The 23017-nt window shown below is 63.1% G+C and carries 20 protein-coding genes and 1 tRNA gene; 11 read left to right on the plus strand and 10 right to left on the minus strand.

The genetic code is table 11. From position 1 onward, the window contains the following. The first annotated feature begins 120 nt into the window (after positions 1-120). The 3 genes from AC1DTQ_RS01770 (at position 121) to AC1DTQ_RS01780 (ending at position 6497) form a co-directional block, all read left to right on the plus strand. Positions 121-2328, plus strand: a complete 2208-nt coding sequence (locus tag AC1DTQ_RS01770; protein ID WP_477847461.1) for a TonB-dependent receptor — start codon at positions 121-123, stop codon at positions 2326-2328. Between the two features lie 203 nt (positions 2329-2531). Further along, entirely contained in the window at positions 2532-5870 is a 3339-nt protein-coding gene (locus AC1DTQ_RS01775; RefSeq protein ID WP_477847462.1) for a hybrid sensor histidine kinase/response regulator, read from the plus strand. Between the two features lie 138 nt (positions 5871-6008). Next, positions 6009-6497, plus strand: a complete 489-nt coding sequence (locus AC1DTQ_RS01780; protein ID WP_477847463.1) for an NUDIX hydrolase — start codon at positions 6009-6011, stop codon at positions 6495-6497. 52 nt (positions 6498-6549) lie between these two features. Here the strand turns inward: AC1DTQ_RS01780 and AC1DTQ_RS01785 are convergent, their stop codons facing one another. Together AC1DTQ_RS01785 and AC1DTQ_RS01790 are read right to left on the minus strand one after the other, a co-directional pair. Then, complete coding sequence (locus AC1DTQ_RS01785) at positions 6550-6999, minus strand: GNAT family N-acetyltransferase (protein WP_477847464.1); 450 nt, start codon at positions 6997-6999, stop codon at positions 6550-6552. Continuing rightward, complete coding sequence (locus AC1DTQ_RS01790; protein WP_477847465.1) at positions 7000-7665, minus strand: response regulator; 666 nt, start codon at positions 7663-7665, stop codon at positions 7000-7002. It abuts the gene before it with no gap. Positions 7666-7819: 154 nt separating this feature from the next. Here AC1DTQ_RS01790 and AC1DTQ_RS01795 point away from each other — a divergent pair, with 154 nt between their 5' ends. From AC1DTQ_RS01795 to AC1DTQ_RS01825, 7 genes are all read left to right on the plus strand, one after another. After that, positions 7820-9664 carry a 3-hydroxybutyrate oligomer hydrolase family protein gene (locus AC1DTQ_RS01795; RefSeq protein WP_477847467.1) on the plus strand — a complete coding sequence of 615 codons (1845 nt, stop codon included), beginning with the start codon at positions 7820-7822 and terminating at the stop codon, positions 9662-9664. Between the two features lie 77 nt (positions 9665-9741). After that, entirely contained in the window at positions 9742-10356 is a 615-nt protein-coding gene (pssA, locus tag AC1DTQ_RS01800) for a CDP-diacylglycerol--serine O-phosphatidyltransferase (RefSeq protein WP_477847469.1), read from the plus strand. A gap of 71 nt (positions 10357-10427) precedes the next feature. Continuing rightward, entirely contained in the window at positions 10428-11801 is a 1374-nt protein-coding gene (gene phaE / locus AC1DTQ_RS01805) for a class III poly(R)-hydroxyalkanoic acid synthase subunit PhaE (protein ID WP_477847471.1), read from the plus strand. After that, positions 11798-12868 (plus strand): class III poly(R)-hydroxyalkanoic acid synthase subunit PhaC, encoded by a 1071-nt coding sequence (locus tag AC1DTQ_RS01810; protein ID WP_477847472.1) that lies wholly within the window; start codon positions 11798-11800, stop codon positions 12866-12868. The genes phaE and AC1DTQ_RS01810 overlap by 4 nt, the downstream gene beginning before the upstream one ends. A gap of 58 nt (positions 12869-12926) precedes the next feature. Continuing rightward, a complete protein-coding gene (locus tag AC1DTQ_RS01815) occupies positions 12927-13301 on the plus strand; it encodes a YfeK family protein (protein ID WP_477847474.1) in 375 nt (124 codons plus the stop codon). A gap of 38 nt (positions 13302-13339) precedes the next feature. Next, entirely contained in the window at positions 13340-13543 is a 204-nt protein-coding gene (locus AC1DTQ_RS01820) for a PspC domain-containing protein (protein WP_310090333.1), read from the plus strand. Positions 13544-13549: 6 nt separating this feature from the next. After that, positions 13550-13984, plus strand: a complete 435-nt coding sequence (locus AC1DTQ_RS01825; protein ID WP_477847475.1) for a hypothetical protein — start codon at positions 13550-13552, stop codon at positions 13982-13984. Positions 13985-14195: 211 nt separating this feature from the next. On the opposite strand, the gene AC1DTQ_RS01830 is transcribed toward AC1DTQ_RS01825, so the two are convergent. The 3 genes from AC1DTQ_RS01830 to AC1DTQ_RS01840 all read right to left on the minus strand — a co-directional run bounded on the left by AC1DTQ_RS01830 (position 14196) and on the right by AC1DTQ_RS01840 (position 16720). After that, positions 14196-15410, minus strand: a complete 1215-nt coding sequence (locus AC1DTQ_RS01830) for an NAD(P)/FAD-dependent oxidoreductase (RefSeq protein WP_477847476.1) — start codon at positions 15408-15410, stop codon at positions 14196-14198. Between the two features lie 86 nt (positions 15411-15496). After that, positions 15497-16180, minus strand: coding sequence for a TetR/AcrR family transcriptional regulator C-terminal domain-containing protein (locus tag AC1DTQ_RS01835; RefSeq protein ID WP_477847478.1), 684 nt, complete (start codon positions 16178-16180; stop codon positions 15497-15499). Positions 16181-16634: 454 nt separating this feature from the next. Continuing rightward, positions 16635-16720 (minus strand) — tRNA-Leu (locus tag AC1DTQ_RS01840). Positions 16721-17013: 293 nt separating this feature from the next. Here AC1DTQ_RS01840 and AC1DTQ_RS01845 point away from each other — a divergent pair. Further along, positions 17014-18462 carry an MFS transporter gene (locus tag AC1DTQ_RS01845; protein ID WP_477847480.1) on the plus strand — a complete coding sequence of 483 codons (1449 nt, stop codon included), beginning with the start codon at positions 17014-17016 and terminating at the stop codon, positions 18460-18462. A 270-nt stretch (positions 18463-18732) separates the two neighbouring features. Here the strand turns inward: AC1DTQ_RS01845 and AC1DTQ_RS01850 are convergent, their stop codons facing one another. The 5 genes from AC1DTQ_RS01850 to AC1DTQ_RS01870 all read right to left on the minus strand — a co-directional run bounded on the left by AC1DTQ_RS01850 (position 18733) and on the right by AC1DTQ_RS01870 (position 23015). Next, on the minus strand, positions 18733-19320 hold the full coding sequence (locus AC1DTQ_RS01850; RefSeq protein WP_477847482.1) for a cysteine dioxygenase family protein: 588 nt from the start codon (positions 19318-19320) through the stop codon (positions 18733-18735). 145 nt (positions 19321-19465) lie between these two features. Then, complete coding sequence (metX, locus tag AC1DTQ_RS01855) at positions 19466-20593, minus strand: homoserine O-acetyltransferase MetX (protein WP_477847483.1); 1128 nt, start codon at positions 20591-20593, stop codon at positions 19466-19468. An 88-nt stretch (positions 20594-20681) separates the two neighbouring features. After that, on the minus strand, positions 20682-21107 hold the full coding sequence (locus tag AC1DTQ_RS01860) for an organic hydroperoxide resistance protein (RefSeq protein ID WP_310090341.1): 426 nt from the start codon (positions 21105-21107) through the stop codon (positions 20682-20684). 121 nt (positions 21108-21228) lie between these two features. Then, positions 21229-21711 (minus strand): MarR family winged helix-turn-helix transcriptional regulator, encoded by a 483-nt coding sequence (locus AC1DTQ_RS01865; protein WP_477847484.1) that lies wholly within the window; start codon positions 21709-21711, stop codon positions 21229-21231. 275 nt (positions 21712-21986) lie between these two features. Next, a complete protein-coding gene (locus tag AC1DTQ_RS01870) occupies positions 21987-23015 on the minus strand; it encodes a tetratricopeptide repeat protein (RefSeq protein WP_477847485.1) in 1029 nt (342 codons plus the stop codon). Positions 23016-23017 lie beyond the last annotated feature (2 nt).

Raw genomic sequence — 23017 nt, forward strand, 5'->3', positions numbered from 1 at the left:
CTACGCCGCGCGCCCCCACTGTACGAAGGTACAAGTGTTGCGGGGACGCCCGAGTCTCTAGCCTTGCCTGCGAATCGGCCGTATCGGTCCGCCACGTCGTACCCGGGAGAGGGGAATCACATGAAGCGCAAACATCTGAGTCTGGCCATCGGCTGCATCTTGCTGGCGCCAGCGGCATGGGCACAGGAATCCGTACCGACCGAAGCCGCCAGCGACGCCACCACGTTGGACAAAATCACCGTCACCGCGCGCAAACGCGAGGAGACGATCCAAGAAGTGCCCATCGCCGTCACTGCGTTCACTCCCGAAACGCTGGACAAGCTCAACATTCAGAGTCTGGCCGACCTCGACGCGCAGGTGCCCAACCTGACTATCTACGCCGCACGCGGCTCCAGCAGCACCGCGACGGCTTACATCCGCGGCATCGGCCAGGCGGATCCGTTGTGGGGCGTGGATCCGGGCGTGGGCATCTACCTGGACGACGTGTACATCGCGCGTCCGCAGGGCGCGCTGCTCGACGTGTTCGATGTGGGCCGCATCGAAGTGCTGCGTGGCCCGCAGGGCACGCTGTACGGCAAGAACACCATCGGCGGCGCGATCAAGTACATCTCGCGCGCGCTACCGACCGAAACAGAGGGCTTCGCGCAGCTGACCGTCGGCAACTACAACCAGCTCGACGCCAAGGCGGCATTGGGCGGTTCCATCGGCGGTCCCGACAGCGGCCTGCGCGCGCGCGTCTCGGTAGCCAGCATGAATCGCGACGGTTTCGGCACCAATCTGCTCAACGACCAGGAGGTCAGCGACAAGGAGATCAATGCGGCGCGCTTCCAGTTGGGCGCTTATGCAGGCGACGACCTGGATTTCCAGTTTGCCCTCGACTGGCTGGACGATCAGTCCGGCGTGCGCAGCGCCAAGATGCTGGCGCCCAATCCGTTGGCGCCCGCCTATCCGCCGCTGGACGACCGCTACGATATCCGCAGCGGCATGCCCAACGTCAACGACACCGTCATGAAGGGCGCCTCGGCCACCGTCAACTGGCGTCCCAACGACAACTGGGTGTTCAAGTACGTGATCGCCAAGCGCGAATCCGACACCGAAACCAATATCGATTTCGATACCACACCGCTCAAGCTGGTCGATGTGCGCGCGTTCTACAGCGACAGCCAGGTCACCAATGAGCTGCAGGCCAACTATGACGCCGGCGGACGCGCGCGCGGCGTGATGGGTCTCTACTCGTTCAATGGCGATGCGGGCGGCCACGTGCTGAACCACTTCTTCAATCCGCTGGCGCCGGTCGCGCTGACCAATCCGCTGTACGGCGACACTCAGGGTGTGGTGAACACGAAGAGCTTCGCCGCCTATGCCGACTGGACCTTCGATCTTACCGATCGCCTTAAGCTCGACGTGGGCGTGCGTTACACGGACGAAGACAAGCACGCAATCGCCCTGAACCGTTTCTACTTGACGCCCACCTACGAAACCTCGTGGGGCACGGCGGCTAATTTCGACAAGACGGTCAACTTCAAGAACACCTCGCCAAAAGTGTCGCTGGATTACGAGATCACCGACGACATCATGATCTACGGGTTGGCGTCGCGCGGCTTTAAATCGGGTGGCTACAACATCCGCGCCAATACCACGGCCGTGCCGCGCTCGGGCGAACCCTTCGACGACGAGCAGGTCGACAGCTACGAGATCGGCAGCAAGATGGCTTTCTTCGACCAGAAGCTGTTCCTGAACTTGGCCGCGTTCCACAACGTCTACAAGGACATCCAGCTTTCGGTGTTCACTTCCTACACGCTGCCCAACGGTAGCCAGAGCTTCTTCGGCGATTTCACCAATGCCGGCAAGGGCACGGTCAATGGTGCGGAAGTCGAATATCAGTGGCTGCCCAACGAGCACTGGCTGATCAGCGGCAACCTGGCCTGGCTGGATGCGAAGTACGACGAGTTCATCACTTCTGGCGTGAATGTCGCCGATAGTCAGCGTTTCACCAACGCACCGGAGTTTTCGGGCGCTCTGAATGTGGAATGGCGTACCCCGCTGGCCAATGGCGGCAATCTGTCCGCGCGGGTCGGCTACTCGTATCAGAGTGAAGTGTGGCCGACGACGGACCTGAGTCCCTTCATTAAGCAGGAAGGGTACGGCCTGGTCGGTGCGGGCGTCATCTGGAAGGTCAACGACAGCTGGCAGCTTTCTTTGCAGGGCAGCAATCTGGCCGACGAGGAATACCGCACCACCGGCTATAACATCGCCGCCTACGGCGTGCTGACCGGTTTCTATGGTCCGCCACGCCAGTATTCGCTGACCGCTCGCTACGACTTCTGATCGGCGGATTCCGGTCGCGACTCCATCCTGGGGGAAGGGAAGCACAACGGCGGGCGAAAGCCCGCCGTTGCTGCGTTATGCTGGCTCGCGAAAGCATGTCGGAAGAGAACTGGTCAGAATGACAGCTGGCCAGAATGAGAGCTGGCCAGAATGAGAGCTGGCCAGAATCGGGGATTTGAGTTGCGTTTCGAGCGAGACCGCGCGTGCTGAGTTTCTGGGTGGTGGCCCTGGCCAGCCTGGCTTGGCTGGGCCTGATGTTCGGCACCGCGCTGTATGGCGAGCGGCACCCCGCGTTATTCGCACGCCACTGGCGGCACGTGTATTCGCTGTCGCTTGCCGTGCACTGCACTTCCTGGACGTTCTACGGCACGGTCACCCAGGCCGCACGTTACGGCTGGCCGCTGCCGCCGACCTTCCTGGGCGCGATCCTGTTCTACGCGCTTGCGGTGGCTTTCATGATCCGGTTGGTGAAGCTGGCGCGCGAGACCAACGCCACTTCGCTCGCGGATCTGATCGCCACGCGCCTGGGCAAGGATGCGTGGTTGGCGGCCACCGTGACCCTGGTCGCGGCCTTGGGTCTCATTCCCTACATAGCGCTGCAGCTCAAGGCCATCGCCATGAGCTTCGCCACCTTGACCGTGGATGCCGGCGATGCTGCGGTGGTGGCGCCGATCTGGCGCGACAGCGCGCTTTATGTAGCTCTGGCGATGGCCTTGTTCGCCATGCTGTTCGGCACGCGCCGCGCCAGCGCCGCAGAACATAATCGCGGCCTGGTGCTGGCGATGGCCTTCGAGTCGTTGTTCAAGTTGGTGGCGATGCTGGCGCTGGGCGCCTTCGTATGGTTCGGCTTGAAGGCCATGCCTGCCGCCGCGTTGCAGATCACGCCATCGGAGCCGGTGGGTGGGTTCGCTCCACTGGTGCTGCTGGGCGCGCTGGCGATGTTCATCCTGCCGCACCAGTTCCACGTGGGCGTGGTGGAGTGCCGCGACGATCGCGATGTGCGCACCGCGCGCTGGCAGTTCCCTCTGTATCTGATCCTGATCGCCTTGCCGGCCTTGCCGCTGGCGCGCGCGGGCACCGTACTGCTGGGCAACAGCGTGCCATCGGACATGTATGCGCTGGCGCTGCCGTTCTCGCAGGGCCATGAAGGCGTGGCGCTGTTCGCATTCCTGGGTGGCTTGAGCGCAGCCACCGGCATGGTCGTGGTCAGCACACTGACGCTCAGCCTGATGATCGGCAACCACTGGTTCGCGCCGGGTTTATTGCGTGGTGCGTGGTCGCGCGGCAAGGGCGGGGACCGTCGTGGCGACCTGCTGTTGCTGCGTCGCGGCGGCATCCTGGTCATCATGCTGCTGGCCTGGGCTTACAGCCGTTTCAACAGCGGCAACGACGCGCTGGCCGATATCGGCGCGGTTTCGTTCTCGGCCCTGGGCACGCTGGCGCCGGCCCTGGGCTTCGCTGTCTGGCGGCCGCAAACGCCACCACGCGCGGCCATTATCGGCATCGTCGCCGGTTTCGCGGCGTGGGCATGGGTGATGCTGATGCCGATGGTGGCGGCGTTCTCGGGCAACGAACCGGCCTGGATGCAATCCGGACCTTTCGGACAGGCCTGGCTGTCGCCGCAAGGACTGTTCGGGCTAACGGGATGGAGTCCGCTAGGCCGCGCGGTCGGCGTGAGCTTGTTCGCCGGCATCGCCGCCACTTTGCTTGCGACGGCCTGGCGGCGGGAAACACCGCACCAGTATGGTCGCAGCCTGGATCGGCAGGCGCTGCGCGACGCGGGTCTGCGGTTCCTAGCGCGCGAGCGCGTCGAGCAGCTTTTGCAAGGTGCGCCTGCGCAGGGGCCGGTGCCCGCATTGACCGAATCGAGGATGGAACGCGAACTCTCCGCCGTGCTCGGCTCGGCGTCGGCACGGTTGCTATTGAATGCCGCGCGCCGTGAAAGCGGGGAGTTGGATGCGGTGGCCGCCATCGTCGGCGAGGTTTCCCAGGACCTGCGCTTCAACCAGCAGGTGCTGGAGGCCGCGTTGCAGAACATGAGCCAGGGCATCAGCGTGGTCGACCGCGAGCAACGGTTGGTGGCATGGAATCGTCGCTACATAGAGCTGTTCGGCTTTCCAGAAGAACTGCTGCAGGTGGGTCGCCCCATCGCCGACCTCACACGCTGGGCCCTGCAGCGCATGCCGCATCGCGGTTCGGATGAGGCCGCGCTGCAGCGGCGCGTCGCTTTCATGCGTGCCGGCACCGCACATTTGACCGAGCGCGTATTCCCGGATGGAAGCATCGTGGAGATCCGCGGAAATCCAATGCCGGGTGGCGGTTTCGTCGCCACCTATACCGATGTCACCGCCTCGCGCCAAGCGGAACGCAGCCTGAAACAGGCCAACGAAACTCTGGAGCAGCGCGTCATCGACCGCACCGCCTTGCTGGAAACCGCCAAGCGCGAGGCCGAGCACGCCAACGATGCGAAAAGCCGCTTCCTTACCGCTATCGGCCACGACCTGTTGCAGCCTTTGCACGCTGCGCACCTGTTCACCGACGCACTCTCGCAACAGCTGCCAGAGAGCAGCCAGCGCGAATCGGTGCAGCAGATCCGCGGCGCTCTCGATTCCACTACCGACCTGCTGACCGGGCTGCTGGACATGTCGCGACTGGAGGCGGGCGGACTGGTGCCGGAGCCGCGCGATTTCCCCTTGGCCGAAGTACTGGAGCCGCTGGTGTCCGAATTCCGCGCGTTGGCGGGAGAACGCGGCCTCTCGTTTTCGCATGTCCCTACGCGCGCATGGGTGCATACCGACCCGCAACTGCTGCGGCGAATCCTGCAGAACTTCCTCGCCAATGCGGTTCGTTATACGCAGACGGGCGGAGTGCTGTTCGGCGTGCGCCGAGTTAAGGACGGCATTCGTATCGAGGTACACGACACGGGGCCGGGTATCGAGCTTGCCGATCAGCAGATGATCTTCGAGGAGTTCCGGCGCGGCGAGGGGGTGAGCGGGCAGGGACTCGGTCTGGGCCTCTCGATCGCCGACCGCATCGCACACCTGCTCGACGCTCCGCTGACATTGCGCAGCCGGCTGGGATGCGGGGCGAGTTTCGCAGTGACCTTGCAGAAAGTGGAGTCGCTGGCCGCTGCGCAAGATTCGGTAAGCCGGTCGGGACTGGCCGGCCGCCACGTGCTCGCACTGGATAACGACGCCGCGGCAGTTGAAGGTCTGCGCCAAGTGCTATCGGCGTGGGGCTGCACGGTGCACGTAGCCGCCAACAGCGCACAGGCCGCAGCGATCATGCGGGAGCGTCGAGTCGATCTGTGGCTGTTCGACTTCCACCTGGATCACGGCGATACCGGGCTGGCGGTGGCGCAGAGATTGAGCGAAGGCCATGGCGCAAGTCCCTGCTTGATCCTCAGCGCCGACCAGACCCATGCAGTGCGCGAAGCGGTACACGAAGCCGGCCTGCTGCTGCTGGGCAAGCCGGTGCGCCCGCTGGCTTTGAAATCCGTCCTGGATCGCATGGTGGCGAGCAGCAAGGTAGGAGCCGCGTAGGGACGACGTAGGAGCGACGTGAGTCGCGAATCGGAAACATCGAAGGAATATAGCTTCGCGACTTACGTCGCGCCCACGCGCGGTCCGTCATGGCGGCATAGCTTTACAATGGGGCTCCTTCGCAATACGTCGACCCACATGCCTTACACCCCCATCGTCGCTACTCTGGGCTATGTGCTGTCACCCGATCGCTCCAAGGCGCTGTTGATCCATCGCAACGCGCGGCACGACGATCAGCACCTGGGCAAGTACAACGGTTTGGGCGGCAAGATCGAGCGCGACGAAGACATAGTGGCCGGCATGCGCCGCGAGATCCGCGAAGAGGCGGGCATCGAATGCGATGCGCTGAGCCTGCGCGGCACCATCAGTTGGCCGGGCTTCGGCAAAAACGGCGAGGACTGGCTGGGCTTCTTGTTCGTCATCACCGAATATTCTGGAACTCCGCATACCAGCAACCCGGAAGGCGCGCTGGAATGGGTGCCGGTAACCGACATCATGAAGTTGCCGCTCTGGGACGGCGACCGGCATTTCCTGCCGCTGGTGTTCGACGACGATCCTCGCAGCTTCCACGGAGTGATGCCGTACCGCGATGGCAAGATGGTGTCGTGGGCGTTCTCGCGGGTGTGAGGTAGGTCGGGGCTACGTCCCCGACGCAGCGACTCGCTCCGCGCGCAGCAACCTATTCCAATGTCTTGAAGTAGACATGCTGGCTCTTGCGGCGCACGAAGCCGATTCCTTCGTAGAACGGATGCGATTCCAGCCGGACGGTATTGGAGCGCACCGTAACCGTGTCCAGTCCATGTTGCCGTACCCAGTTCTCGGCGGCTTCCACTAGCGCCTTGCCTGTGCCCGAGCGCCGTACCTGCGCATCCACCACCAGGCCGACGATCTCCGCTTTGCGTCCGGTTTCCAGCGTGATACGCAATTCGATCCCGATCCAGCCAAGCAACCGGTCGCCGTCCTCGACGACGAACACCTGGCGATCGCCTGCGGAAATGACCACGCTCAGCCGCGCGGCCATTTCATCGGCGGTCGCGGGGTAACCCAGTTGCGTGCACAGACGCGCCACCTCCGCCGAGTCGTCCATGCGTGCGGCGCGCGGGGTCGGGCGGTGGCTGTGCTCGGGCATTCAACTCTCCATCTGCCGGGCAGGATCGCTCAGCTCCAGCTCGCGCAACACTACACCGGCCTGGGTACGGTTGCGCACGCCCATGCGCTCGAAGATGGCGGTCAGGTGCGCCTTCACCGTGCGCTCCTGCACGTCCAGGCGATCGGCGATCTGCTTGTTCAACAGGCCTTCGGCCACCAGGGTGAGCACGCGGAATTGCTGCGGCGACAGGCTAGCCAGGCGGGCGGCGAGTTCGGCGTCGTGTTGGGAGGACTGCGCACGCGCCACCGAAGCGCGGAGCGAAAACGGCAGCCATTGCTCGCAGGCCAGTACGCTGCGGATCGCTTCGCGCAGTTCGTCCAGGCCGGCACTCTTGGGAAGGTAGCCGGCGGCGCCGTGATCCAGCGCGCGCCGCACCACGCGCGGGTCATCGTTGGCCGAAACCACCACAACCGCCACTTCCGGATACTGCGCGCGGATCGCGGCCAGCCCCGCCAACCCGTGATTGCCCGGCATGTGCAGATCCAACAGCACCAGGTCGATATCGGGGTTCGCTTCCAGCGCTGACAGTACGCCCTCCAGCGATTCGGCCTCGAGCACCGAGAGCTGGGCCACGGCATCGGCTGCGGCCCCGCGCAGCGCTGCACGGAACAGCGGATGGTCGTCGGCGATCAGCAACTTGGGCATGCGGGCTTGGTATTCCGGGTTGACGCACGACTGGCGCGCGTGGGATGAGAAACCGTAGCAGCATAGTGACACGTGCAGCGTGGTACCAAAGTACGATGACGTGACCGGCCGCATGGTTTAGTTTCGTGGCATGGACCGGAACCTTGGACGAAATATGACGTCGCGACTGCCGTACCTGCTTTTCGCACTCGTGGCCGCGGCCGCTTCCGGCAACGCCGCGCAACGCAACGCGGCAAAGGAATCCGTCTTGATCGAACCGCAACGCATCACCGAACACCGCAACGGCGACGATCTGCTGACCGCTGGTCTGGGGTTGGACGGCCTGCGCGGCATGGTGGCTCCCGCATTCTCCGATCCCGACCATCCGACACCGGCCGAGCTGCGCAGGCGCGCGATCTGGAACAACTGGCGCGGTATCGCCGACCTTTCGCCTAGCGGCGGCTATGGACAGGCCTATGGCAGCGTCGCCGACGTGCCGGGTCGGGAATTCACGGCGTTCGCGAAGTTGGAAGGAGTCTCACAGCCGCACCGCGTGCTGTTGCAGGTGCCGGACAGCTTCGATCTGGAAAAGCGATGCGTGGTGGTGACCGCCTCGTCGGGCTCGCGCGGCATCTACGGTTCGATCGCCGTCGCCGGCGCCTGGGGGCTGCCGAAAGGCTGCGCCGTGGCCTATACCGACAAAGGCGCGGGGACCGATTATTACGATATCGATACGCGCACCGGCGTCCGCTTGGATGGCACGCGCGGCCAGTCGGACGAGGAACAATTGGCCTTCGTGCCCGAGGTGTCCGGAATTTCATCCGGGGTGGCGTTCAAGCATGCGCATTCCACCGACAACCCCGAGGCAGACTGGGGCCGCCATGTGAAGCAGGCGGCTGAATTCGCGCTGTCGGCGCTCGGCCGCGCTTATCCGCAGGCGCGTCCCTTCACCTTCACCAATACCCGCGTCATCGCGGTGGGTATTTCCAATGGCGGCGGCGCCGTATTGCGCGCCGCCGAACTGGAAGGCAGCGGTGGCGACAAGGACTGGCTGGATGCCGTGGTCGCTGGCGAACCCAATGTCTATATGCCAAGCAACGGCGGAGTAACCCTTTACGACGTCACCACCGAAGCGGCGCTGCTGATGCCCTGCGCGCTGCTTCATTTGCCCGCCGAGTCCTTGCCGCAACCGCCTCTACGCGCGCAGGCAGAACCATTGTGGGCGGCGCGCTGCGCTGCGCTGAAGACTGCGGGATTGGTGGAGGGCACGGAGACGAAGGCCCAAGCCAAATCCGCTTACGACCAATTGCGCGGTCGCGGTTGGACCGATCAGGCGCTCACTGCGGGCGCGTTGAGCGTCGGCTTCGATCTGTGGCGCGCGGTGGCCGTGACCTATGCCTCGGCGTATAGCCGTGCGGGCGTCGGCGGTCATCCCTGCGGCTATTCGTTCTCGGCGCAGAATGCCGACTTTTCGGCACGTGCCGCCGTCACGGCCGAGCGCCAAGCCTGGTGGTCCGATGGCAGCGGCATCCCGCCTGGTGCGGGGGTAGGCATTATCGATTCCAAGCTGGCAGCGCCCGATCTCACCCTGCCGGGGCTGCAGTGCCTGCGTGCGTTGCTGGATCAGCCTGACGACTCCGCGTTCAAGAAAGGTTTGGCGGCCACCGCGGCCTCATTGCCGCGCAAGGGGCTGCCCGTGGTGGTGATTCATGGAACGGACGACGGCCTGGTGCCTCAGGCTTTCACCAGCGCTCCCTACGTCGCGGCCTCCAAGGCGGCGGGGCGCGATGTCAGTTACTGGCAAGTCAAACACGCCCAGCATTTCGACGGCTTCCTCGCCCTGCCGGCATATGGCGCACGCTATGTAGCCTTGTTGCCGTACGTCTATGCGGCACTCGATCAGGTGTCGGCGCAATTGGACGGCAAAGGTAAAAAGCCGGCTGACGCTGTGATCGAACCCACGCCGCGCGGCGCCGGCACGGTCGAAAGAGAGCAGTTCGCGATTCCAGCGCAACCCTGACCTGCTTCGGCCGTAGCACCTTGCGGCCTTAACACCGCTTTTGGCAGTCTGTGGGCATTGTCCGATCAGGAACACCCATGCCCCGCCATTTTTCCATGCTGCGCGACTTCCATTTGGCCGACTGGTTCACCCTGGCCAATGCCTTCTGCGGCACCGGCGCGGTGTTCGCCTCGATGCGCTACCTCCACGAAGGAAACGTACGCGATCTGATGATCGGCATGGCGCTGATCCCGCTGGCCTTCATCTTCGATGCGCTGGACGGGCGCATCGCGCGCTGGCGCAAGTCCTCGTCCACGCTAGGCCGCGAACTGGATTCGCTGGCCGACGTGATTTCTTTCGGCGTCGCTCCGGCGGCGCTGGCCTATGCCTGCGGGCTCCAGGGCGGTTGGGATTGGGTGGTGCTGAGCTATTTCGTGTGCTGCGGCGTCAGTCGCCTGGCGCGCTACAACGTCACCGCCGAGCAGTTGTCGGGGGAAGACGACAAGGTGAAATACTTCGAGGGCACGCCGATTCCCACCAGTCTGCTGCTGGTGGTATTGCTCGCCATGGCCGCGGCCAGCGGCAACCTCGGAGAGTCGGTATGGTTCGGTTCGGCCCGCCTGGGGCCGTGGCTGCTGCATCCGCTGGTGCTGGTGTTCGCGCTGTCCGGATCTCTGATGATCAGCAAGACCTTGCGTATCCCCAAGCCCTGAACCAAGCATGGAAATAACCGTTGGGAAACCGACGATTGCTATGATCGGGAGGTGGCCTGGGAGGGTTGGGAATGTTCGGCAACGGTTTCGGTAGCGGCTTCGACAACAAGGGCGATTTCGAGTCGATGGCCCGGCAGTACTGGAGCGCCTGGGGTCAGGCGATGCGGCAGGGCGGCCTAGGCGCCGCGGCGCCGGCGCAGCCCGCCAGCCAATGGCAGCAGGCGGTGGATTGGTGGTCGCAGCTGATGCCCGGCGGACCCAGCCAGGCCAACGACGCAGTCGCACGCTTCAATCAGCAGGCCAGCCAGTGGTTCGGGCAGATGCAGCAGGTGGCGGCGCAATTCGCGGGCCAGGACAGCAGCGCCGCCGATGTGAGTCAGGCTTGGCGTCGGGCCATGGGCGCGAACGCAGACAATCCTTTCCCCGACATGTTCAAAGCCATGCGTGGGCAGGGAGCCAATGGGCTGGAGGAGTGGCTGGACCAGGTCAAACCCTATCTGGAGGGTTTCCAGCAGCAGAGCCAGCGCTGGCAGCAATTGCCCGCTTTCGGCCAGTACCGCGAGCACCAGGAACGCTGGCAGGCCTTGCAGCTCGCGCAGCAGGACTACCAGCATCAGACCGAGGCATTCAATGCCCTGATGATGAAGTGCGCACAGCGCGCCTTCGAGGTGTTCGAAGACAAGCTCACCGCCCACGAGGAGCCGGGACGCCAGATCACCAGCGCACGCGCGCTGTTCGATCTGTGGATCGATTCGGCCGAGCAGGCTTACGCTGGCATCGCCTTGTCGGCCGAATTCCGCGAGGTCTATGGTGCGCTCACCAATGCACAGATGCGCCTGCGCGCCGCCATCCAGCTTGAAGTGGAGCACCTGACCGGCCTGTTCGGCATGCCGACCCGGACCGAGATCGATTCGGCGCACCGCAAGATCGCCGATCTGGAACGCACCTTGCGACGCGCCGCTTCCGCAGGCTCCCGTCCTGTCGCCGAGCGTAGGGCGGCAGCGGCGCCTTCGACGCCTGAACCTGCCGCTGCGCCCGCGAAACCCAAGCCGCGTCGCGCGTCCGCCAAATCTGTCGCTCGCAAGCCACAGCCGGTGCGGAAGCCCGCCAGCAAACGGGCGCCGCCGCGCAAGACCGCTGCGCGCAAGCTCGCGGCCAAGCCCGCCGTCGTAGAGCAGAAGGAGACCGCCAAACGCGCGAGCAGGAAAGCCGTTTCGAAGAAGGCATCGGTCGTCAGCCAAAAACCTGCCGCCAAACCGGCATCCGTCAAGAAGCGGCCCGAAGCAAAGACAGTCGCCAAGGCCGCGCCGATCCCTTCGGCAAATGGTCGGGTGGTGTCGATGAAGGACTGGGTCGCTCGCTATGCGGCCGTCAATACACCCGACGCTATCGGATCCGACGCCGCAGGCAAACAGAAGCGTTCCGGCAAGAAGGCACGTAAATGAACGGACCGTTGAATATCACCCCTGACGCACTGGCCCAGGAAGCCATGACCCTGCAGCAGAAGCTCGCTGCAGGATTGCAGACCCTGCCCGAAGTCGACGACGTCCAATACGGCGCTACCCAGAAGCAGGAAGTGTGGCGCGACGGCAAGGTGGTGTTGTATCGCTTCGTCGGCGAGCATGCGCCGACCGCCAGAGTGCCGCTGTTGATCGCCTATGCATTGGTCAATCGTCCGTACATGGTCGACCTGCAGTCCGACCGCTCGCTGGTGAAAGGACTGTTGGCGCGCGGCGAGGACGTTTACATCATCGACTGGGGTTACCCGGACCGCTCCGACCGGTTTCTGATGCTGGACGACTACATCAATCGCTTCATCGGCGGCGCCGTCGACCATCTGCGCCGTAGTTTCGGATTGGAGGCCATCAACCTGCTCGGCATCTGCCAGGGCGGCGCGTTTTCGCTGTGCTATGCCTCGCTGCACCCGGAGAAGGTCAAGAACCTGATTACCATGGTCACCCCGGTGAATTTCCATACCCCGGACAACATGCTGTCCAACTGGACGCAAGGCATGGACGTGGACCTGTTCGTCGACACGCTCGGCAATGTGCCGGCGGATCTGATGAATTCCAGCTACTTGATGCTGAAGCCGTTCCGCCTGCATCTGCAGAAATACGTGGGACTCATCGACATCCTGGACGACAAGCATGCGATCGAAGATTTCCTGCGTATGGAAAAATGGATCTTCGATTCGCCCGATCTAGCGGGCGAAGCCTTCCGTCAGTTCATCAAACAGTTTTATCAGGGCAATGGCTTCGTCAACGGCGGTATCGAGATAGACGGCGAGCCGGTGGACTTGGGCTATGTGGACATGCCCATCCTCAATATCTTCGCCGAACAGGATCATCTGGTCCCCCCGGACGCGTCGCGCGCCTTGCAGAAGCTGGCGGGCACGCGCGATTACACGGAATTGAGCTTCAAGGGCGGCCACATCGGCATCTATGTGTCCAGCCGGGCTCAGCGAGAAGTGCCCACGGCGATCCATGAATGGCTGGCCAAACGCGCGCGCTGAAAACTAGGGAAGTAGGAGCGGCGTAAGTCGCGACTTGGCGTTCATACGGATAAAGAGAATGTATCCGAAAGTATTGTTGTTCTGCGCACTCTCGCTGGCCTCAACGCTGGCCTTCGCCGCGCCATCATCGACCGCAAAAAAAGAAATCGGACAACTGATGGAAGCGCTATCGCATTCGGGTTGCCAGTTCCAGCGCAACGGCAGTTGGTATGACGCGGCCGAGGCGCGCGTTCACCTGCAGCGCAAATACGATTACCTGCTGAAGAAAGGCAAGGTCGATACGGCCGAACAGTTCATTCAGCGCGCCGCCAGCGAAAGCAGCATGAGCGGGCGCCCGTATCGGGTGAAATGCCAGGGCAGGGAGCAGGATGCTTCGGCCTGGTTCGGCGGACAGTTGCAGAAACTGCGCCACACGACCGCACCCGCGCGCTGACGCGCTAGACTTTGCAATGCCGACTCCGGGAGATCGCAATGGCTGACCAGACCAAACCCTTCGCCCGTTCGCTCAACGACCGCATGCTGGCCGGGGTGATGGGCGGCATCGCGCACCGCTTCGGCTGGAACTCGACCTTGCTGCGTGCGCTGTTCGTGATCGTATCGATCGCCTCTGCCGCCTTCCCCGGCATCCTGGTGTACTTGATCTTGTGGCTGCTGATGCCGCAAGAAGCAGACTGAAACTCGATGGGGAAGGTCGCTTCGGCCGCGTTGCGCGTACTCGGGATCCTGTGGACGCTGCCCAACACCCTGATCGGGCTGATCGGCGGGGGCGCAGGCCTGCTGTTCGGCGCCAGCGTTGAGTTCAGCCCTCGCGATTTCGCGCTGGTTTTCCATCGCTGGCCATGGGGACCGGGCGGCGCGATCACCTTTGGAAACACGATTTTGCATACCGGCGACACGCTGGATTCGGAATGCCTGACCTACGAACATCGCGCCGGCCGTTGCGACCATCCGCGCATAAAAATCGGTGACCACGAACGTGCGCATGTCTACCAATACATGGTGCTGGGTCCTCTTTTCCTACCGCTTTATCTGGTGTGCGGCGGCGTTAGCGTCCGCAATCCGTTCGAACGCGCCGCCGATCGCTACGCGATGACCGGACGCGGCTGGTGGCCCTGAAACTACCGACAAACGGCGGTTGTTTTTGACGTGGAAGTAACGTCGGCGGAGATAAAGTCGCAGGCGTTGGAGAAAGGCAGAAATCGACAAGACGAAGCCCGACTCTAACTAGAAGGCTCAGCCGATCCGGGATAAAACCCGGAAAGACTGGGCCTTCGATGTTTCGCTCCATAGGCGCTGCGGGTAAACGCCGTCCGTTTTCGACATGCCTTCAACGCTCGAGCCTGCCGAATCCGAATAACGCGCTCAGCGGATGTTTGCGCTTCTCTATCGACGCCCGCAACAATCCGGCGCCCAGCATGCTGTAGGTGATCCCGTTGCCGCCGTAGGACATGGCGAAATGGACGCGTGGGCCGTGTTGCGCATGCGTTCCGAAGAAAGGCAGCCCGTCCTCGGTTTCGGCGAAGGTTCCTGCCCACGCGAACGCGGGTGTGAGCGGCAAATACGGAAACAAGCCGGCGACCTTGTTGCCGAGAGTCCGCGCCTTCTTCTCCACCCGCGCATCGCGCTTGGAGGGGATATCGATGCTGTCGTCTTCTCCGCCCACCAGCAGGCGCCCGTCGCCTGTGCTGCGCATGTACAGATAAGGGCGCGCCGATTCCCACACCATGGTGCCTTTGAGCGGACCCAGCGCTTCGTCGTCGATGGGATCGGTGATGAAGGCGTAGCTGCTGCGGTTCTGCGCCACCTTTTTCTTTAGCCAGCGCTGGTTGGCGTAGCCTGCCGCCAGCACCAGATGATCGGCACGGATCGCTTGGCCCTCGGCCGTCCGCAGGGCGACGCCACGCGAAGTAGCATGGATGCTTTCGATCTGAGTGCGATCGAAAACAGGGCCGCCGCGTTTCTGCAGGCGCCCCAGCAAGCGGTACGCCATGCGATAAGGATCGATACGCGCCGCCTGGTGGCTCAGTATCGCCACGGGCGCGTCGACACCGTAGCGTTCCCGCACGCCGTCATGCTCCAGCAGCTCCACCTGGAAGCCGTGGCGCAGGCGCAGCTCGAACTCGTTCCGCAACACGTTCGCGTGGCGGCGCTTGCTGGCGTAGTACAGGCTGTCCATCCGGCCGAAATCCACATCGCGGATGTCGCACGCCTTGTCCTGCAACAGGCTGATGGCTTCGGCACATTTGCTGTAGGCCAACACCGCGTCGGCTTCGCCGTAGCGCTTGGCCAGCTCGATCATGTGGGTGTCTATCTCGTACTGCAGCAGGGCGGTGCTGGCCGAAGAACTTCCCCAGCCGACGTCGCGCTGTTCGATCAGGGCCACGTCATGGCTGTGTCCGGCCAACTCATCGGCGATCAGCGCGCCGGTGATACCGCCACCTATGATCGCCACTTCGCATCGCAGATCCGCTCGCAACGGCGGGAACGCCTGCATCAGCCCGTTCTTAATCGCCCAATACGGATAACCGCTCTTGAGGTCCATGCATTGTCCGCGTCCACGAATTGGGCAGAAGCATGCATCGCGGAATATTCGGCCCGTGTGAGCGGCCGTATTGCGCAGCGGACGAGTTAACGGGGTAGGGCACCGTGCAGGAACAGATCGACCGCTGCCTGGGCATAAGCACGCAGTTCATCGGCGTCCGGTTCCTTAAGGTTGCCGCTGGAAACGCGAATCACCAGGTCGCCGAACAGCATCATGAAGAACTGGCTCGATGCCGTGGTGGGCGACGCTATTTTCAGGCGGCCGGCGGCGACTTCCTGTTCGAAGTATTCCCTTAAGCTGCCTCGTACCGCCGCCACGGCGTGATCGAAGAACCAATCGCGCATTTCCGGAAAGGATTGACCTTCGCCGATGACGATGCGGTGGATCACCACCGATTCCGCAGTGGCCATGCCTTCGGCGATGCGTTCGGCCGCCTGATGCAAGGCTTGTTGCGGAGGCAGGCCCGACAGATTGAGATCGGTAAGGCGCGCGCTGAGATCTTCGAGCCTGCGTTGGATGATGGCGTGGGCCAAGCCTTCCTTGTCGCCGAACACGCGATATAGCGTCGCCAGCGAACCGCCTGCGCGAGCCACTATTTCGCTGAGACGTGCGTGCTGGTAACCCTTTTCGGTGAACACCTCGGTGGCCGCATCCAGGAAGCGTTCTACGCGCAGTTCGCCGCGTTTGCACAGATCCACCGGCAAGCGCGCACGAAACGATCCGCCGCTATCGGCCTTGCCTTGATTGGAGTTATCGGAGGATGCGTTCAATGGTTGTGCGTTCCGTCGAGGCAGGTCGCCTCGAGCTCAATCTAGCAAAAAGATCAGGAGTAGCGGCACTTACGGACCGCTACTTGCCGTCGGAACAACCGCTTCCCTCCTTGTCCAGCGCTGTCATCCCCTTGCGGTTGGAAAGGACGTTCCATCGTTTGGTCGAAGTGGAAAAGCCAGACCAGAACTGGATACGCCTAATCGCGCGGCTACGCAACTTTTCCTGCCAAACACGCGCAACCACTGCTGCTCAGCGATTCATTTTCGATGGCGTTCGTCGCGCCGCGACTGGCGATGTTCATCAAACGAATGTGAGTCGAGGCACTTTGAATCGGTCTCTTCGCGAACTGGGTTCGAGGTCGAGAGACAGTCGTCGTTGCAAATGCGAATCTTTCGCGCGTTTCCAGCGAAAGCGACAGGCAAGAAAAAAGCCCCGACGCGATGCGGGGCTTTCTGGTGCCGAAGGTGGGACTCGAACCCACACGCTTTTAAGGGCGGCGGATTTTGAGTCCGCTGCGTCTACCGTTCCGCCACTTCGGCGCGGCCGCGAAGTATAGCGGAGCGCGGGGCGATTGCCCACTTCCTAGGGGTGAGCCGGCACCGGGCGAGGCAGCTGGACCGCCTGGCCATGCTGCAGCGCGGGATGCATTCCGGGGAGGTTTGGGTATCTTGACAGCGCTGTCAGCCAGGTGGGCCACTGCGATCGGCAACGAACCATTAGTATCGCCCTGCACCGCACGTCCGGGCCGAGTGCCTGACGGATGCGGGGTTGCAAGGGTTCCCGCCGCCTCATCCTTACCGACATTCAAACCTCTGGGATAACGACAACCGCCATGACGACACAACAGACCCGCTGGTCGCAGTTCGGTGTACTCATCACCGTATTTTTCTTCTGGGGGTTCGTCGCGGCCAGCAACGACATCCTGATCCCGGTGTTCAAGACAGCATTCGATCTCAGTCATGCGCAAAGCCAGTTGGTCTCCTTCGCTTTCTATGTGGCCTATACCGTCGGCTCGCTGATCTATTTCTTCGTGTCCAAGCTCATGGGCGGCGACGTACTGAACCGGATCGGCTACAAGAACGGTATCGCCCTGGGCCTGGTGATTTCGGCCATCGGCACGCTGCTGTTCTACCCGGCCGCTAACCTGGGCTCGTTCAACCTGATGCTCTCGGGGTTGTTCATCGTAGGCCTGGGCTTCTCGCTTCAGCAGATCGCGGCCAATCCGCTGGCGATCGTGATGGGCGACCCGCACACCGGGTCGCAACGCTTGACCATGGCCGGCGGCGTCAACAACTTCGGCACCACCATCGGGCCGCTGCTGGTCAGCCTGGCGATCTTCGGCAGCGTTGCGGCCGGCGGCACCGAAGCCAGCATCGAAAGCGTGAAGACGCCTTACCTGGTGCTGGGCTTGGCATTTATCGTGGTGGCCGTGTTCCTGAAGTTCTCCTCGGTGCCGAACCGTATCGACCTGGACGAAGTCACCGAATCCGAAGCGAAGGACAACAGCAAGCTGCTGCATAAGTCTTCCGCGTTCGGCTACCCGCAGCTGGTGCTGGGTATGCTGGCGATCTTCGTATATGTGGGTGTGGAAGTTTCCACGGTGGCCAATCTGCCGGCTTATCTGCAGGAAAGCCTGGGCATCTCTACCTCTTCGGTAGCGCCTTACGTGTCGCTGTACTGGGCCAGCCTGATGATCGGCCGCTGGACAGGCGCTGCCGGCGCCTTCAATGTCGGCGCCGGTGCCAAGCGTCTGCTGACTCTGATCCTGCCGTTCCTGGCCTTCGGCGTGTTCCTGGCGGTCAATGCGATAGCCAGGCACGAGGTGTCGCAGTTCCTGGGTTATGTATTCATCATCGCCTTGATGATTCTGGCCACTCTCGCAAGCCGCGGAAGCCCGGCGCGCATGCTGCTGTATTTCGCGATCTGCGGTATCGCCGCGTTGCTGATCGGCATGTTCACCAGCGGCAAGACCAGCGCAGTCGCCTTCATCAGCGTCGGCCTGTTCTGCAGCACCATGTGGCCTTGCATCTTCGCGTTGTCGATCACCGGGCTGGGCAGGCACACCAATCAAGGCAGCAGCCTGCTGATTATGATGATCATGGGCGGCGGCATCGTGAGCGTGATCCAGGGTCTGGCCGCGGACCGTATCGGCATGCAGATGAGCTATATCGTCGGCGTGGTTTGCTTCGCCTACCTGGCTTTCTATGCGCTGCGCACGGTGGGCATCCTGCGCTCGCAGGGCATCGACCTGGACAAGATCAGTGCGGATGGAGGGCACTGAGACTGACGGGCTTGCCGGATTCGGTGAGCCTATATAGTTGAATCGTCATCCCAGCGGCTTTAAACAGCCGAATGGCTGGTCAAGCTGGGATCCATTTTGATTTTGATCTTGCCCTAAGTAACCGTCGGCCATCCTACGCAACGTCAAGATGGATCCCAGCTTGACCAGCCATTCGGCTGTTTAAAGCCGCTGGGATGACGACGATTTACATTTTGACGTGCCATTTCGCCAAACCGTTTAAACAGGGCCCCATGCAATGCGGCCCCGCGATCAGTTCGGCACGATCTGATCGGTACCCAGCAAACGCTCGCCGCGACTCTGCCATTCCGCATCGTCACCTTCCGGCGAGAATACGCCGCAGCGGACCATGGTGCGCTGGTAGACGTGCAGCGATACGGCGATGGCCTTGTCGCTGGGATTGCGGATGGTGTGATATTCGTGCGGCGGAATCAGACTGCCGGCCGAGCCGGTGCCGGCTTCGATGGTGCCGGCGGCGACGAAGCGGTAGCGCTCCTCGTCGCGCTCGGCCAATTCGTACTGGGTGATTTCCAGCCGACCCTTCCAGACGCCCTCCACGCACCACATGCCGGAATGGTCGTGGATCTTGGTGCCCTGGCCCGGTCCCCAGGTCATCGCCACTACGCTGTAGCCGTGTTCGGGACTGGTGTAGAGCTCGCGGCGGGCGTAGTGGTCGGCGATGGGCTCAAGTACGCATTCGGGAAGGGCGACGTCCTGATCGCAGATCATTTCGCACAAGGTCTTGCGCAGCGCATCGGTAATAGCGCGGTCGTCGCCCAGGGCGACAGCGGCATCCAGCGAGGCGATCAGTTTGTCGTGGCCGGGAAAGTCGAGAGTCATGGCGTGGATCCGGCGGAAGTGTGGGGGCATTTTAGCCGCTCGCATCCGCCAGCAGCAGAATCGTGGGAGCGGCCTCTGGCCGCGAGCTTTTCGCCTGAACCCCGGAAAGAGCTCGCGGCCAGAGGCCGCTCCCACCCTTCAGGAGCTATAACGCGCTTAGGAAGCCCTGTACGGCCGGTCCGAAGCGCTCGATATCCACCAGGAACGCGTCATGTCCTTGTGGAGATTCCAGCGGCTGGAACTCCGCCTCGGCCCCGCCCGCCCGCAGGCCGTCCGCGATCTGCTGCTGTTGCTGCAGAGGAAACAGGATGTCGGTGGCGGCGCCGATGGCCAGCGCCTTTTCCACCTTGATCCGCGCCAGCCCCTGCAGCACATCGCCGCCGGCGACTTCGGCCAGGTCGAACCAGTCCATCGAGCGGCTCAGGTAGAGGTAGCAGTTGGGGTCGAAGCGGCGTACGAAACGGCGCGCGTGGCCTTCCAGGTAGCTCTCCACCTGGAACTCCAGGCCGAAGGGTTCTTCGTCCGGGTGGTCCGGATTTTGTGAGTGTTGATCGAGTCGTACCCGGCCGAAGCGACCGTCCCATTCCAGCGCCGAACGATAGGTGATGACGCCCAGCTTGCGGGCCATGCGCATGCCGGATTCCGGATAGGAGGCGTCGTCGTAGTCGCCGCCGTTCCATTTCGGATCCAACCGGATCGCCTCGCGTTGCAGCGAACGGATGGCGATGGAAAACGGCAGGGCCTGCGCGCTGCCGGAAATATTGATGTGGGTGCGCGCCAGGCCGGGGTGGCGGAGGAGGAAGGCCAGCGCGGTCATGCCGCCCATGGAATTGCCGATAAGGCAGGCCAGCCGGTCGATGCCGAGACCACCCACCACTTCGCGGGCGGCGTCCGCACCGTCTTCGATCGACAGTTCGGGGAAACCGAGCCGGTACAGGCCACCGGTCGCGGGATCGATAGCGGCGGGGCCGGTGGAACCCTTGCAGCTGCCCAGCGAATTCACGCACACCACAAACCATCGATCGGTATCGATGGGCTTGCCAGGACCTAGCATCGGTTCCCACCAGCCGGCCTCAGGGTTGCCTGCATTGCTGGCGGCATGGGCATCCGGCGACAGGCCGGTAACGATCAGCACGGCGTTGTCGCGCGTCGCGTTCAATTCGCCCCAGGTTTCGTAGGCGACCCGTGCGCCATGCAGTTCGCCGCCGCGTTTCATCGGGAACGGCGAGGGCAGCGGGTGGAAGCGGGTGCCCGGTGGAATGAATTCAGTCATCGGGCGAGTTTAGCAGCGCGCCGCGCGGCTTGAGCCGCGTGGCGTGCGATATCAGCGACAGTCTGGAAGACGACGCCGTGCAGCGAGATCACACCAGGGTCAGCGTTACGTCGATATTGCCGCGGGTGGCGTTCGAATACGGGCACACAACGTGGGCCATCTGGACCAGGGATTCCGCCTGTTCGCGCGGTAGGCCGGGCAGCGAGATCTTCAGTTCGACTTCGATGCCGAAGCCATTGGGGATCTGGCCGATGCCGACGTTGCCTTCGATGGCGGTATCGGCGGGCAGGGCGATTTTCTCGCGGCCAGCGACGAATTTCAGCGCGCCGATGAAGCAGGCCGAATAACCGGCGGCAAACAACTGTTCGGGGTTGGTGCCGTCGCCGCCGGCGCCGCCCAGTTCGCGTGGGGTGGTCAGTTTGACGTCCAGCACGTTGTCGGAGGAGACGGCACGGCCGTCACGGCCGCCGGTGGCGGTGGCGGTGGCGCGGTAAAGGACTTTTTCGATGGACATGAGGTATCTCCTGATTGAAGGACGGCTGGGAAGGGACCGGTGGCCGCCACCGGATTGAATAGCTAGCTATTTTATAGCGCGCTATATATAAGTATTGGGCGTACTGAGCTTTGCATGCAAATCAGTGGGCGGAAGTATTGGCAATCAGGTTGCTGCGCAACGTTTCCAGTTGCGACTTGATCTGACCGAGCTGGCTTATGCCCAGCGCTGCAGCGCAGAACACGCCCTCGGGCACCTGCGCCGCTTTGGCCTTCAACGCCTTGCCGCTACGGCTAAGCGCGATCACGACCTGGCGTTCGTCGTCGGCGGAACGAGTGCGGGTCAGCAGATCGGAGGCCTCCAGCCGCTTGAGCAACGGCGTCAGCGTGGCCGAGTCCAGAAACAGACGCTCGCCGATCTCGGACACCGTTAGCTCGTCGCGTTCCCAGAGCACCAGCATCACCAGGTACTGCGGATAGGTCAGGCCCAGCGGCACCAGCAGTTTGCGGTACACCTTGTTCATCGCCAGCGAGGCCGAATAGAGGGTGAAGCACAACTGGTTGTCCAGCTTCAGCAGCGCTTCGGCGCTGGCTTTGGGGGAGCGGGCGGGGGTCTTGGTTGCCATCTGCACAATATAAATAGCGCGCTATGTAATTGCAAGCTACTTATATCCCGCGCCGACGAACGGCACTCGCAATGGAGGAGGCACGTTGTTCCCTCTCCCGCCGGTGCCCGCAGGGTGTGCGAGGCTGAGAAGGTGGCGCGATGCATCGGTGAGGGAAGCAGAAATCCGGCTCACGGAAACTGTCCATCAACTTGAAAGTCCATGCCCTCATCCGCCCTTCGGGCACCTTCTCCCGATGGAGAAGGAAAAGCGGTTTCGCGCCGCTCTGGTTGGAGTTAAGGGCTCGCGCCGCCCAAAACCAGTTCGACGGGAGCGTCCGCAGGCAGGGTCACGCGCATCGCCTTGGATTCCAGATCTCCTTCCTGTCGCATCGGGTCGCCGCTGGCCGACAGGCGCGCGATCAACTCCACTTCCTTCAACGCAGAAAGCTTCTGCGTGGGCATGGGGCTGTCGCCGTCGTCCAGAGTCAACGTGAGCGGTAGTTCCTGCAGCGTGTGTTTTTCCACAGCGACCGGCATCGGCGGACCGCCGGGAATGCGTGCGATCACGAATACCGTAGTTTCCCCGCGCAGGCGTACGCGCGATGCAAAGTCCGGATCAAGCGCGACTTTCACCGTCAGCGCGTTGGCGCTGGCGGTCTGGGCGACGGGCTCGACGGCCGCAGCCGGAAGGGGTGGCAGGCCCGCTTCGCCGCGGGCGGCGTCGATCTGCTGGCGCAAGGTAGCGGCGGTGGCGGGATCCACTTGGGAAAGGAGAGGTCCCCAGGTTTTGGCCGCCTCGGCCGGTTGCCCGTTCTGGCGTTGCGAAATTCCCAGCAGCCAGGTCGCGCGCTGGTGGCCGGGCTGCTGCGACAAGGCATGTCGCACCCAGGCAATGGCCTGGGCATCCAGCCTGCGGTCGGGCGAGGCGTAAAGACGCGCCTGCGCCGCTTCCACCAGCAAGTTCGGATCATCGGGCAACAATTTCACCGCTTGCGCGAAGGCGGCGCTGGCTTCGGTGGGCTTGCCTTCGGAGGCGAGGGTTTTTCCGAGCAGTTGCCAACCTTCGGGCTGGTTGGGATTGCGCTTGAGTTCGGCCCGCAATTCGGCGATGGCGGCTTCGAGAGAGACCGGCATCGCGCTGGCGGCTTGCTCGATCGACGCAGGCGTGCCCGTAACCCGATAGAGAGCGAACGTGGCTAGGCCTAGGGCAATGACTCCGCCAATCACTAGCGCCCGTGATTCGCGCCACAGCGGCCATAGCACGCCGGCCAAGACGGCTAGGATCAGCAACACGGCAAGTGCGATGAACATACCCATTGTCATTC

The organism is Pseudoxanthomonas sp. P4_B2, assembly GCF_056402315.1.